Here is a 12656-nt window from a genome sequence, read left to right as displayed (position 1 = left end):
CCGGACACCTACCGGACCCGCCCGACGCCCACGTAGAAACCGCTGCGCTCCACGACCGGCGCCGGCTCCTGCCGGTACCACTCGGTGGCCGGGACGAGCCCGGGTTCGACGAGTTCCAGCCCGTCGAAGAACCGCTCCACCTCGACGCGTGTACGCATCCGCAGCGCGATGGCGCCCTTCTTGTACGCCGTCTCGGTCTCCTGCCTGAGCTCCGGATGCTGGTCGGCGGTGCCGTGCGAAAGCACCAGGAAGCTGCCCGGGGGCAGCGCGTCGACCAGGGTGCGGGTGATGCCGTACGGGTCCTGGTCGTCCGGCAGGAAGTGCATCAGCGCGATGAGCGACAGGGCGATGGGCCGGTCGAAGTCCAGCAGCTCCCTGGCCCGTTCGAGGATCGCCTCCGGTTCCCGCGCATCGGCGTGGAGGTAGTCCGTGGCCCCTTCTGGGCTGCTGACGAGCAGCGCCTCCGCGTGACGCAGCACGATCGGGTCGTTGTCCGCGTACACGATCCGGGCCGTCGGCCTGATCGCCTGGACGATCTGGTGCAGATTCGGCTCCGTGGGGATTCCGGTGCCGATGTCGAGGAACTGGTCGATCCCGTCCCGCGCCAGCCAGGCCGACGCCCGGTGCATGAACGCCCGGTTGCGGGCCGCGTTGCCCCGAGCCGCCTCCGGCAGTTTCTCCGCCACCTGCTGATCGACCGGATAGTTGTCCTTGCCGCCCAGCAGCCAGTCGTAGACGCGCGCGGGATGAGGCTTGCTGGTGTCGATCCGCGGGTGGGGTATGCCGGCCGTCACAGGACGCTCCTCTGTACGGGAAACACGGTGCTTGCGAGCGCCCTCAGCGTAAGGGCTGTCCCGGACGCCCGGGCCGACGATCCGCGCCGCACGTTCCGCGACCGGCGGTGGACCCGCCTGAGCAATCCCCTTGCCCTGAAGCGCACTTCAACAACCACACTCCCTCCCACGGCCACCGGGCGACGGCGGCCCGACGGAGGGGACAGCCATGAAGTACCGCACCATCGGAACGGACCCCGCCACCCGGCGCGAGGTGAGCGTCCTCGCACTCGGCGCGATGCTGTTCGGGTCGGTGACCGACGAGAGGACCTCGTTCGCCGTCCTGGACCACTACGTCGAGGCCGGCGGCACCTTCATCGACACCTCCGACAACTACGCCTTCTGGGTCGACGGCGGCCTCGGCGGCCAGAGCGAGCGGCTGCTCGGGAAGTGGCGGCGCAGCCGCGGTGTCGGTGACGAGATAGTCATCGCCACCAAGCTGGGCGCCGCGCCCCTCGCACCCGGCACCGGCTACACCGACAACCCGGAGGGCCTGTCGGCGAAGGCGGTCCGCGAGGCCGCCGAGCGCAGCCGGGAGCGGCTCACGGTGCTGCGCGAGATCGCCGCCGAGACCGGGGCGAGCGTCAACCAGGTGGTCCTGGCCTGGCAGATCGGCGGCCGGCTCCCCGTGATCCCGCTGGCCGGGGCGTCATCGGTGGCCCAGCTGAAGGAGAACCTGGCGGCGGTCGACCTGGAGCTGACGGACGAGCAGCGGGCCCGGCTGGACGGGGCTCACTGACGCCCCGGCCCGGCGGGCATCGCGGGTGACCGCGCGGCCCGCCGGAGCACAAAGACGGTTTCCGGCCTCGCGCTCCGGCGGGCCGCCGAGGCACGATTGCGCGTCCCACGCCCCGATAGCCACTGTGAGTGCTGTATCCATGTGCCGCTCATACGGGGGATCTGATGGCGTTCACGGAGTTCGACACCGGGCTGCTACCGCGGGAGCAGCGGTTCGACTGGTGGCGTCAGGCCGTCGGGCAGGGGGTCGCGCCGACTCACATCAGCAGCGATTTCGCCCCCGACTTCGTGGGAAGTGTGGGCTCCCTCGATCTGGGACGGCTTCAGCTGACGAGGATGTCGTTTCCCGCCCTGCGGTCGCGGCGCACTCCGGAACTGATCCGGCGGGCCGACCCCGAGACGTACGAACTGACCCTGATCCTGGGCGGGTCGATGGGGGTCTCGCAGGGGCGTCACACCACCCGCCTCGCCGCCGGTGACATCACCCTGTGGACATCGTCGCGGCCCTACAGCGGGGAGGCGGTGAGCGGGCCGGTGACCGGGGCCTCGCGCGCGCTCATCCTGCATCTGCCGCGCGCGCTCGTGCCGTTGCCCGAGGCCCGGGTCGGTGCCCTTCTCGCACACGGTCTGCCTGCCCGAGCCGGACTCGGGAAGGTGCTCGGCGACTTTCTCGGCTCGTCGATGGCAGAGGCGGCGGTGCTGGACGAGCGCAGCCGCGCACGGCTCGGCGACACGGGGCTCGACCTGGCTGCCGGGTTCCTCGCCCACCGGCTCGACGCGCAGGAGTTCCTGCCCCCGGAGGCGCGGCACGAGCTGCTGCTGGCCCGTATCGACGTCTTCGTCCGGGACAACCTGGCTGACCCGGCGCTCACCCCCGGTGCGATCGCCGCGCGGCATCACATCTCCGTACGGCTGCTCCATCAGCTCTTCCGGCGGCGGAAGGAGACCGTGGCCGCCTCCATACGACGGCAGCGGCTGGAGGGCTGCTACGCGGATCTGGCCGACCCGCGGCTCCGACGGCTGTCGGTCCAGGACATCGGGGCGCGGTGGGGTCTGGGGAACGGGGCGGCGTTGAGCCGGATGTTCCGCGCCGCGTACGGGATCGCACCGGGCGAGCGGCGGCGCTCGATGCACTCCGTGCACAGAATGTCTGCGCTCCCGGCCAACGACCGGACCACGCACCGCGCCGCACAGTGGTGACGATCCCCATGGGGGGAACGTCAAACGGAGGGGTGTCCCAGTGACTCGGATCCAGCAGCGGACGTACAGACCGACCGGGGTGGGGAGGGTTGTCGTCGCGCTGATGATGGTGCTGGCCGCGTGTGTGGCCACGGCGGGTTCGGCCGACGCGGACAGCCGGCCGGACTTCTCGGCTCAGGCGAAGGGCGCCGGGCTGAGCAGCTCCGAGGCCAGGGCACTTCAGGCCGAGGCCGACGCCAACGTGGCCAAGTGGGGCGGCACTCAGGTGGCCGCCAACAAGATCCGGGTGCCGGGTGGAGAGCTGACGCTCGCCCTGCCCGGGGAGAAGCACGCCCGCAACCTCGGCACGAAGGACGCCGCGCGGGCTGCCGCCTCCTCCTGCCCGTACACCTATGTGTGCGCGTACTCGGGAACGAACTTCACCGGTGACGAGCTGCGCCTCTTCACCTGCAACTACCCGGTCCGTATCTACTGGAACACCACCGGATCGTGGAAGAACAACCAGCGGGCCGGGCTGAGCGCGAAGTTCTACGACAGCGACGAGATTCTGCGCTGGACCTCGCCGGGTGGCTACAGCCAGGACGCTGCCGCGGACTGGCGGTGGGTCTGGTACCTCAGCCCCTGCTAGGGCCTGAGTACCTGGCTCGCCCGGGTGCGGCATGACCACCGCACCGGCCCTGTGAAGACGCATGCCCGTCCGGTCGAAGTGACCGGGCGGGCGTTCGTGATCCGTCCACGGGCCGGCTCGCGAACGGCCCCGCGGTGGTCAGTGCACGCCGCCGGCCACACGGTCGCGGTACTGCTGGAAGCCATGCCATCCCGACGTCTCCCCCGGAGTGATCAGGTCTCCCTCGGAGCAGTCCAGCACCTTGCAGCTCAGAGCTTCGGCGAGACGGAAGACGGTCGTGAGTACGCCGTCGCCGGAGCCCCGGATGTGGAGCATGATCGTGTCCACGCGGTCCGCCGAGCCGATACTGAGCTCCATGGACCAGGTGGGTCCGAGCAGTTCGCCCCAGGCGGGGTCCGAGAGATCTGCTGCGGGGACGGCCCGGGTGACGGCCGCGAGTACGTCGCGGCGGCGGCCGAGCGGGGGCGGGGAGTAGTCGTCGGGGATGTCCTGGACCGAGGTGATCTCGTCAGGCAGGCGGAGAAGAAGCACGTCCCAGCTCATGAAGATCTTCCGGGTAGGACTCGTCGGGTGGTCGGGGTGTCCCAGGCCAGGCGGGAGCCGCACCCCAGCAGGTTGTGGCAGGAGCGCGCCCCGCACCCGGTGGATGTTCGCCCGCCCGGGGCCGTGTGAGCATCCTGGCAGGAGCCACTGACAGCGACCGCGGCCACGACGCGGACGAGAGCTGTCCCGACGCCCTCCGGAAACGCCAAAATCCCGCCCGATCAATCAGATCGGACGGGATTTTGTGAACTCTTCCTGAGCTAGCTCAAGAACAGTTGCTGCGGTGGGGTGTTCACGAGTCCCCCTGACCAGGCGCTCCCGAGGCGCACGAAGATCGCTTCCCAAACCAACGGAGATCGTTTCCCACCCCGCTGCAAGGCTCCTCCTGCGGCAAGTTGGGTCATGACCTGGGCGGAGACAACGCCAGCGGCCTCCGTGCGCACAGGAGGCGGGTGCACGGGGTGGTTCCCGCGCCGCTACGAGGGCGGCGATCTGGGTGGCGAGGATGGTGGCGCACAGGTCGCGCCCCGTCAGGAGCTGGTGGGAGAGGTCGAGTTCGTCGCCGGTCTGGCACACACTGCTCTGCGGGTCGTAATGGAGGCGGCCCGGACGACCGCAGAGGCCAGAAGTTGACGATGAAGATGGGACCGGTCCGTACGGCGCAGGAACGAGCCGATGGACGTGAGGCCCGCCCGGTGGACGGGCCAACGAGCGGGCCGGGGAGCTCCCTGCCGCAAGCCCCTCCCTTCGGGATCACCGGGCACGCCTGGATGGTCGCGGCCAGTCTGCTGAGAAACCTGGAGAAACAGCGGTGTGAGTCTGGTTACCGCCGACTGAGCTCGGGTCACCCAGGAACTCACGCTGGATGTCAAGTTGGCATCCATCGACATTTCCGAGTTGCCGCAGCAGCTCAGCATCGCAGGTCAGGCCACGCACCACATCATCGCGCGTGCTCCACCGCCAATTGGTCTCAGTTCTGAGACTTCACGGAGTCCCGGGAGGAAATCCGCGATCGTGGACGAGCAATTCACAAACCGGAGGCCTCGACTCCAGAGGCAGTTTTCGGTCGATCATGTTCGGATCAAGTTCATCCCCGATCTCGGACTTCCTCCGCGAAGGCGGGATGAAGCAGCGCCGGAGCTGCTGCGTTGCACGGAGCGCAATACAGAATGCGCCCAGGAGGCAGGGAGGGGCGACCCGAGCCATCCCTTGCCTCCGCGACCTTGGGCGTGATTCCTTTCGGCCGTCCCGTTGGGGGCCTTGATTCGGACACGTCAAGGAAGCGCCACTCATCAGTGGCAGCATCACTTCCTGTCGCTGACTGATGGTCCTTCCGTGTCCTCGACATCATCAGCTGAGGAGTACTCGAATGACCCGAACGAAGATCGTCGCAGCTGCGCTACTCACGCTGGCGCTCGCCGTGCCCACGGCCACGGCGGCGGCGGTGGATGCTTACGGCGGGGGCGCACACGGCTGGACTCCGGCCACGAACGACAGCGGAAAGGTGGCCGTCAAGGACAACAGCAGCGACGGCGACCCGGTGAAGGCCGAGTACTACCGGACCGACACCACGGAGACGAAGCGGACCCTGTGGAACCACAGCGGCCCGGGAACTACGTCGTACTCGGCTGACGGGGCAAGAATCTACAAGTTCCAGGTATGCGACGAGAACTACGGAACGCCGGACGATTGCTCGGGGTGGAAGATTTCGTAGGCAGAAGCTCCGAGGCGTCACTGCCGCACCAGCCAGCACACGGCTGGTGCGGCGTCCCCGTTCCCGCGATAAGAGGCAATTCTTCGTGAACCAGAACGATTCGTCAGGGCTCGACGTCAGCGGTCTGAGCTACCAGGTCGGCGGGCGGACTCTCCTCGACTGCGTGGGGCTGTCCGTACGCCGGACTGAGTCGGTCGCCGTGACCGGCCCCAGCGGATCGGGCAAGTCGACCCTGCTGATGTGCATCCTCGGCCTGATCAAACCGCAGGCGGGCACTATCAGCGCAGGGGGTATGGACATCACCAGAGTCGGATCGGCACGGCTCGCCCAGGCGCGGCGGAAGACGCTGAGCATGGTGTTCCAGTTCGGTGAGCTCCTGCCTGAGCTCAGCCCGGTAGAGAATGTCGCTCTGCCCGTTCTGCTCGACGGAGGCCGGCATCAGGAGGCCTACCGGCGTGCGGAAGAACTCCTCGGGGATCTCGGTGTCCCCACCGGCTCCACTCCCACCGGCATGCTCTCCGGCGGCGAACGACAGCGGACCGCCGTCGCCCGCGCCCTGATCACCGAGCCCGCCGTCCTACTCGCTGACGAGCCCACCGGGGCCCTCGATCCGGAGGCCAAAGAGGGAGTCGCCACGCTCCTGTTCACGGCCGCCCGAGACCGGGGGTGCGCGCTGCTGGTCGTCACCCATGACCTCTCGGTGGCTGAGCGTGCCGACCGACGCCACGAACTGCGTGGCGGGATCCTGGCCGAAGTTGGGGCCCTGTGATGGGGAACGTGATCCGCACCGCGGCCACGCTGCTCCGGATCGGTCTTGCCGCAGGCCGCTCCACTCCGGGCGACCGCTTGCGATGGTGGGGGCTGTTCTGTGCGGCGGCTGCCGTCGCCTTCGTCGTCCTGGCGACCGTGGCCACGGTCGCGACGTACGACGGCCGGGAAACTAGGGCAGACGCCAGAGGGCCGGTGATCACCTTCGGGAAGGATGCCGCCCTGCTGTACCGGGAGGGGGCCGACACTGTCGGCAGCAGACCATTCTCAGTAGTATTCGTCCGGCCGCTCACTGCCGAGGCTCCGGTTCCCGCCGGCGTGACCCGCTGGCCGAAGCCGGGCGAGGTTCTACTCTCTCCCGAACTCATCAGGACCGGCAGCGGGGAAGGAATCCTGACCCGTTTTGGAAGGTTCGCCGGCACCGTCACCACGGACGGCCTGGTTACTCCCTCCGAACGGATTGCCTATGTCCGAGTAGGGGACGGGGCGCCGAGGAACGATCCCAGGTGGATGCATGTGTCCGGCTTCGGGAGCAACGGCGGGGCGACGGGAGAGATGGTCGATCAGCCGACGGTAACCTCTCCGATCCTCGCGCTGTGGGCCTTGACCGGGCTGCCCGCCCTCGCCCTGACGGTCGTGGCCGCACGGGTCGGCTCTCGCACTCGCGATCGGCGCAGCGGCCTGCTGCAGGCACTCGGCGGCACCTGGCGCCACCGCATGATCGTCAACACCGGCGAAGCCGCGATCCCAGCCACACTGGGAACACTCACCGCGCTCGTCCCATATGCCATCGCGTCCGTACACAGCACACGCCTGGCGCCCACCGGATACATCCTCGATCACCGCGACGTGTGGGACGCCTGGCTTATGGCCTGCGCCATGGCCGCCGTATCCCTGTTGGTAGTCCTCGGTATCGTGGTGGGCACGCACCGCATTCAACGCAACGGCACGTCCACCCGCCCCACCTCTTTCAGTTCCCGGGTTCCCGCGTGGCGCCTGGCTCTCTGCGGTGTGGGGGTTGCACTAGTCCTGACGAGCCAGTACGTGCCTCGCAGGGCACAGCTCATTGTCTTCACCTCCGGAACCGTAGCCATGTGGGCTTTCCTGTCGTCCGTCGTGGCCCTCCTCACCCGCCACTTGGGCTCTTGGGTCGCCGACAGCGGAAGGCGGAAGGGCCATCCGGGCCGCCTGATCGGCGGACGATGGACGCACGCCCACCCTGGCGTGATCGTGCGCCTAGCCCTTGCGATGGTGATCGGCATCGGCATCGTCGCCCAGATGCAGGTATGGACCAGCAGGCTGGGGGCTCACTCGCAAGCGGCCGTTGCCACGCATCAGCGGATCAAGGACACCGTCATCGAGGTGGCCGCCAGCAACATGACCGCGGCCCAGACCGACCACTTTCGCTCATCTCTGCCGGCAGGCACGGTTCTGCTGAGTCGTACGTTCCATGATCCAGGGCCGCCGAAGGATCCGTGGGTCACGGTCGGAGGGACGTGTCACGACCTGCGCGTGCTGGAGGTGGAGTGCCACGGCAGCACGACGGCACCGACGGGAGGAAACGCCCAGGTGGAGGAGATGCGCCGCTGGTACGGCGACGTGAGATTTGTACAGGCCTCCCGGATCACCGTGAAGGCAGACGGAGAACAGTCGCTCCTTGTCGTGGCCCCTGCCGCTGGGCAGCTTGCCGCGGTGAAGCAGGCCGGGTTCACGCTTCCCAACCCTTCGGTACAAGTGGAGGCATTGGGGGGGAACTGGCTGGGTTCATCGCGTACCCGCCTGCCGAACTGGATCCAACTGTTCGGGATCACTGGCATCCTCTTCATTCTCGTCGCCGGCGCGGTGAGTGCGGCGGCCGAGTTCGTCCGGATCCGGCACGCTCTCGCCCCGCTGTCCGTACTGACCGGACGACGCCGCGTGTTCCGGTCAGTAACCTCGTGGCACCTCACCGTGCCCCTGCTCATTGCGACCGTCATCACGGGAGCAGTGACCGCGTGGCACTCCGTGTTCTTCATCGCCCTGGTGAATGAAGGCTCTGTGTCCTGGGCAGTCCTGGCAGCCGGCATCTCAGCCTGTGCCGCGGTCTCCCTGGCTGTCGGACTCCTTGGTGCACGCGCGGCAGCCCGCGAGGCCCAGAACTGGAAGCCGGCGGCCGACTGACGAAAGGGGCCACCCAGTTACGGCAGCATGGCGGCGCTGTCGTGGGTGTGGGTCCATACAACGTCGGCGGCGCACAGATGGGGCCCGGGTGCTGCGTCAGGGAGAGCCGCTCACGGTCCAGTCGCTGGAACTTGAGCTGTATACGGACATCGGCACCACTTTGCCGAACCCACCTGATCTCCGCGTCGATGAGGGGCCGATTCCTGCGGGAATCGGCCGCTCAATCGCTAATTTGTCTCGCGACGTGGATCAGGCCAGCCCGAGGCCCGTTACCGATGACTGCAGTCATGGGTGGAAGTGGTCGATCCATTTCGAATGGTGGACTCAAGGCGGGCAGGAGTTGTCGGTTGGGGGCATCTGCGGTCACCTTCTGCGATCTTGCTATGCCCGCCCCTACGTTTGGCTGGGGCTCGGAGTGCCATCGGGCTCGGGGATCGGCAAGCGAAGGCGGGGCCGGGATGACGCCACTGTTCGAGCGTCTGGATCAGGAAGAGGCGGTTGTTCGTGGCGAGTTGGCCACGCTGCGCGAGAAGGTCGCGGTGGCCGAGGAGCGGCTGGCTCACCTGACGATCACTCGGGAGACGCTGCTGTCCCTGGGCGGCGAGGACTGCGTCAACCAAGGTGATGCCACGCAACAGGCGACGGCGAGGCCCGCAGCCGAGCCGATGCCGAATGGTCTTGCCTCTGATCCCCAACCTGCCGATGCGGAAGTACCTGCCGGTGGGCCCGCCTCGGGCGGCCCGTTGGAGTGGGAAGTGGCGCGAGAGCGGATGTTGGTGCTGCTGGCGGGGGTGGGTCGGGCGATGAAGGTGCAGGACATTGCGTCGGCGATCGGCGAGGACGTCTCGGCCACGTCGAAGGGGCGGCGGGTGGAGACGACCAGGTCCCGGCTGAAGCGCCTGGCGAAGGACGGCCGCGTCACTGAAGGTCCAACGGCCTGGTTCACGATCTCTCCGGTCGGCGCCGGTAACGAGCGGCAGGAGGATCCTCGGGGGTGATCCGGGGCCGCGAGCGCGCGGCAGGAGAGGGTGGCACCGCCGAGGGATTACCCATCGACTCGGCGGTGCCGGGTGCGTGAGCGCCGTCTGACAGGTGGCTCCCGCGTTTTCGAGGGTAGTTGAGGCAGTCTCCTCTCGATGCGCGGAGCCACGAAACGTCATGCCCGGTCGCTGTTTGGCGTCTTCGGGCATGGATCGAGGCTCAATGCGTTCTCTTTCGATCGATGTTGGTGCCGTTCGGCCACAGGGTGGTGCCGGTGAAGTGTGCGAGGCGGGCGACGGTGGCCACGTCCGGCCAGGACCGTCCCGCGACGAGGTCGGCAATGGCCTGCCTGTTCACTCCAGAGCCGGCGGCGGTCGCACGCAGGCTCAGGCCCTGGTCGTTCAGGACCAGGGCGAGGGTACGTGCGATGAGGCGGACCGCTTCAGCGGCCACGTCGGCGCTCGGCTGTTCGGGCCAGGCTTTCGGATCGTCGGTCAGCTCCCGGGGGGAGCGTGCGCGGGCGCGTCCGCCGACCATGCGCGCACCATCCTGTCCGTTGAAGTTGATCAGCTGTGAATGGCTGCTTGTCCAGCCGGTATGTATGGACCGTGGTCCTTGATCCCGTCACGTCCGTAAAGATCACTCGCTATCGGCCCAAGAGCGCTCCACCTGTCTGGGCCGAGGTCGCTCCGCTGGTGCGGTCGATCGTTGCCGCCGCCGTGACGGCCGTTCCCTATGACGTGGAGCGATTGCTGCACGTGGTCGGCCGGCTGGCGTTGTGGGCCGAGGCGGCAGGGCTCGAACGATCCCCGGACGCGTGGTTGCGCAATGAGGTGATCGACGCGTTCGTACTCTCGAGGGTGGGGGAAATCCAGGGGGCGTCGGTACGGACGTACCGGACGTGGCTGCTGCGTGTCCGCGACGCCCTCGCCTGGAGCGAGCGCGGGGAGGCGCCCCCGGCACGGATACGTGCGGACACAAGCCCGCACCAGCCCTACTGCGCAGCTGAGTTGGCGGGGCTGCGGCACTGGGCCACCCATCTGCCCCGTCAGCAGCGGACCGACGCGCTCGCGTTGCTGGGGCTGGGTGCCGGTCTGGGCCTGATGCCGAAGGAGGTCGCGGCCAGCCGAGGTCTCGATCTGTACCGTCCGAGCCGGGGCGGCCCGCTGCTGCACCGGGGCGTCGACCGGCTGGTCCCGCTTGTCGCCAGGGCGGCCTGGGACACAGTTCTGGGGGAGCTGGCAGAAACGGCGGGCGGCGGCTACCTGTTCCGGCCGAGGCGGACTGTCGAGTACGCGAAGAACCTGATCGGCTCCTGGTCCCTGATCCACCGGCCTCCGCAGGAGCTCCCCGCGGTGTCGGTGGGCCGACTGCGGGCGACGTGGATCGTCGAGCTGATGCGCGCGCATATCGATCACCAGCTGATCGCCCAGGCAGCCGGGCTCTCTTCCGCCGCGTCTCTGGCCCGCTGGCAGCACCTGGTCCCACCCGTGGACGAGCTGACTGCGGCCCGGCTCTTGCGAGGCCCGAAGGCGAGGTGACCAAACCCCGGGCCTGGCGAAGCCCGGAGAAGATCAAGCAGTGCCGGCCACGGCCGGTCACCGACGCGCCGATGGAGATTCCGGACTCCAAGGTCGGACAACTCGATGCGCTCCTGCACGAGTCCGGAGTCCTCCATCTGATCGACACCGAGCTGGGAAATCGGCCAGGCCCGAAAGGGCTCCCGGTGCGGACCGTGCTGGTGGGCTTGTTGCTTGCGCTGCACTATCACCAGAGCGCCAGCCTCGCGGTTGTCTGCCGGGTGCTCCTCGATGAGCTGCGGGCCCCTGCGCGCTCCTGGCTCGGTGTTCCGGAGGGCAGTCGTGTTGATGGCCACGCCAGGATCGCGTTCTCCCGTCGTATCTACCGTTCCTTCGACCGGCTGACCACAGTCGTCGACCCTCACCGCTGTGACCGGCGCAGCCGCCTGCCGGCCGAAGAGGCGAGAGTTGTCGCTGCTGCTTGGGAAGATGCGGACGTCGAGCGCACGCGTCGGCGGGAGCTGTTGCAGGAGATCAGTGACCTCGACTACAAACAGCAACACCGTGGAGTCCAGGGCACCCACCAAGGCGCCCTTCTCGTCGACGGATCCCTCGCCTGCCCCGCCATGCCGCCAGCACTGGCCCACGCGACCACAGGGCTCAACGACAAAGCCGTACGCAGCCTCGATGACGGCACCGAACTCAGCGAGCGAATCGCGGGCCGGGAACCGTACTTCCTCAAGCTCAAGGAGTCCGCCGACGAGCGGGGCGCGATCAGGCTCCAGTGCCCGGCAAGCGGGCCCTCGCCCGCCGTGGTGTGTCCCCGCTTCAACCAGGTCCACCGCGTCCCGGCACCACGGCCGGCCGTGGTCGACCTCACCGACAAGCGGGCCACCGCCGCACACAGCGCGGCCAAACCCACCGTCCCGATCCCTCAAGGTGAACGGCTGCGGCCCCTGCCCCAGGACGAGCTTCCGCGGATCTGCCAGAAGCCCACGATCACCGTCCGCCCCGGCGCCCTCGGCAAGCTCGACAAGTTCCGCCAGGACCGGCACTACCTCCACCCCACCTGGCAGGACGCCTACCGTCCCGAGCGAGCGAACATCGAAGGCCTCAACGGCAGGGCCAAGAGCCACGGCATCGACATCTCCGACCCCACGAAGCGACTCGCTCACGGGAGAGTCGCGCAGACCATCCTGCTCGCGCTGATGATCTGCAGCATCAACCTGCACATCCTCTTCAGCTGGCACCAGACCACCCGAACACAGGCGACCGGGACCGCCCACGGAGTCACCGCGCTCGCTGGATCGGCATCCACGCCCCCCGACGCGGCCGGGCTGCCGCCGCCCATACGGCCGGAGATCTGCAAGACCATCTGAGACCCCAGCACCACAGGCCGGGATCACGCGCGCCCGCATACAGCCCAGAAATGCCTCACGCACCCGAACCACCCCGAAAACATCAGGCCGACGACCGCCCGGCAACCGCCTCCGGCACCGATCGCGTTCGGACAACTCCTCGAACAAACCCCGGAAACGCCAAAATCCCGCCCGATCAATCAGATCGGACGG

The 12656-nt window shown here is 68.3% G+C and carries 12 protein-coding genes; 9 read left to right on the top strand and 3 right to left on the bottom strand.

Annotation, left to right across the window (positions count from 1 at the left end):
• Nucleotides 1-8: 8 nt before the first annotated feature.
• Nucleotides 9-794, bottom strand: a complete 786-nt coding sequence (locus tag OG322_RS22005; protein WP_124284229.1) for an SAM-dependent methyltransferase — start codon at nt 792-794, stop codon at nt 9-11.
• Nucleotides 795-1002: 208 nt separating this feature from the next.
• On the opposite strand from OG322_RS22005, the gene OG322_RS22000 reads away from it, so the two are divergent.
• From OG322_RS22000 to OG322_RS21990, 3 genes are all read left to right on the top strand, one after another.
• A complete protein-coding gene (locus OG322_RS22000; RefSeq protein WP_266411803.1) occupies nt 1003-1572 on the top strand; it encodes an aldo/keto reductase in 570 nt (189 codons plus the stop codon).
• A gap of 164 nt (nt 1573-1736) precedes the next feature.
• Nucleotides 1737-2771 carry a helix-turn-helix domain-containing protein gene (locus OG322_RS21995; RefSeq protein ID WP_266411801.1) on the top strand — a complete coding sequence of 345 codons (1035 nt, stop codon included), beginning with the start codon at nt 1737-1739 and terminating at the stop codon, nt 2769-2771.
• Nucleotides 2772-2850: 79 nt separating this feature from the next.
• Nucleotides 2851-3399 (top strand): peptidase inhibitor family I36 protein, encoded by a 549-nt coding sequence (locus OG322_RS21990; RefSeq protein ID WP_241200001.1) that lies wholly within the window; start codon nt 2851-2853, stop codon nt 3397-3399.
• Nucleotides 3400-3537: 138 nt separating this feature from the next.
• Here the strand turns inward: OG322_RS21990 and OG322_RS21985 are convergent, their stop codons facing one another.
• A complete protein-coding gene (locus tag OG322_RS21985) occupies nt 3538-3930 on the bottom strand; it encodes a hypothetical protein (protein WP_241200002.1) in 393 nt (130 codons plus the stop codon).
• A gap of 1381 nt (nt 3931-5311) precedes the next feature.
• On the opposite strand from OG322_RS21985, the gene OG322_RS21980 reads away from it, so the two are divergent.
• The 4 genes from OG322_RS21980 (at nt 5312) to OG322_RS21965 (ending at nt 9582) form a co-directional block, all read left to right on the top strand.
• Entirely contained in the window at nt 5312-5656 is a 345-nt protein-coding gene (locus OG322_RS21980; RefSeq protein ID WP_241200003.1) for a hypothetical protein, read from the top strand.
• Nucleotides 5657-5741: 85 nt separating this feature from the next.
• Entirely contained in the window at nt 5742-6425 is a 684-nt protein-coding gene (locus tag OG322_RS21975; RefSeq protein WP_329306823.1) for an ABC transporter ATP-binding protein, read from the top strand.
• A complete protein-coding gene (locus tag OG322_RS21970) occupies nt 6425-8584 on the top strand; it encodes a permease (RefSeq protein ID WP_329306822.1) in 2160 nt (719 codons plus the stop codon). Before OG322_RS21975 ends, OG322_RS21970 begins: the two co-directional genes overlap by 1 nt.
• 458 nt (nt 8585-9042) lie before the next feature.
• A complete protein-coding gene (locus OG322_RS21965) occupies nt 9043-9582 on the top strand; it encodes a hypothetical protein (protein ID WP_329306821.1) in 540 nt (179 codons plus the stop codon).
• 202 nt (nt 9583-9784) lie between these two features.
• Here OG322_RS21965 and OG322_RS21960 read toward each other — a convergent pair whose 3' ends face one another.
• The gene (locus tag OG322_RS21960) at nt 9785-10102 is read right to left on the bottom strand and encodes a helix-turn-helix domain-containing protein (RefSeq protein WP_123459872.1); all 318 of its coding nucleotides are present in this window, start codon (nt 10100-10102) and stop codon (nt 9785-9787) included.
• Between the two features lie 158 nt (nt 10103-10260).
• On the opposite strand from OG322_RS21960, the gene OG322_RS21955 reads away from it, so the two are divergent.
• Together OG322_RS21955 and OG322_RS21950 are read left to right on the top strand one after the other, a co-directional pair.
• A complete protein-coding gene (locus OG322_RS21955; RefSeq protein ID WP_329306820.1) occupies nt 10261-11106 on the top strand; it encodes a hypothetical protein in 846 nt (281 codons plus the stop codon).
• Nucleotides 11103-12464 carry a hypothetical protein gene (locus OG322_RS21950; protein ID WP_329306819.1) on the top strand — a complete coding sequence of 454 codons (1362 nt, stop codon included), beginning with the start codon at nt 11103-11105 and terminating at the stop codon, nt 12462-12464. Before OG322_RS21955 ends, OG322_RS21950 begins: the two co-directional genes overlap by 4 nt.
• Nucleotides 12465-12656: the final 192 nt, after the last annotated feature.

The sequence above is a fragment of the Streptomyces sp. NBC_01260 genome, from assembly GCF_036226405.1.
In the GTDB taxonomy this organism is placed as follows: Bacteria; Actinomycetota; Actinomycetes; order Streptomycetales; family Streptomycetaceae; genus Streptomyces; species Streptomyces laculatispora.
This window is presented reverse-complemented; position numbering and strand designations above follow the sequence as displayed.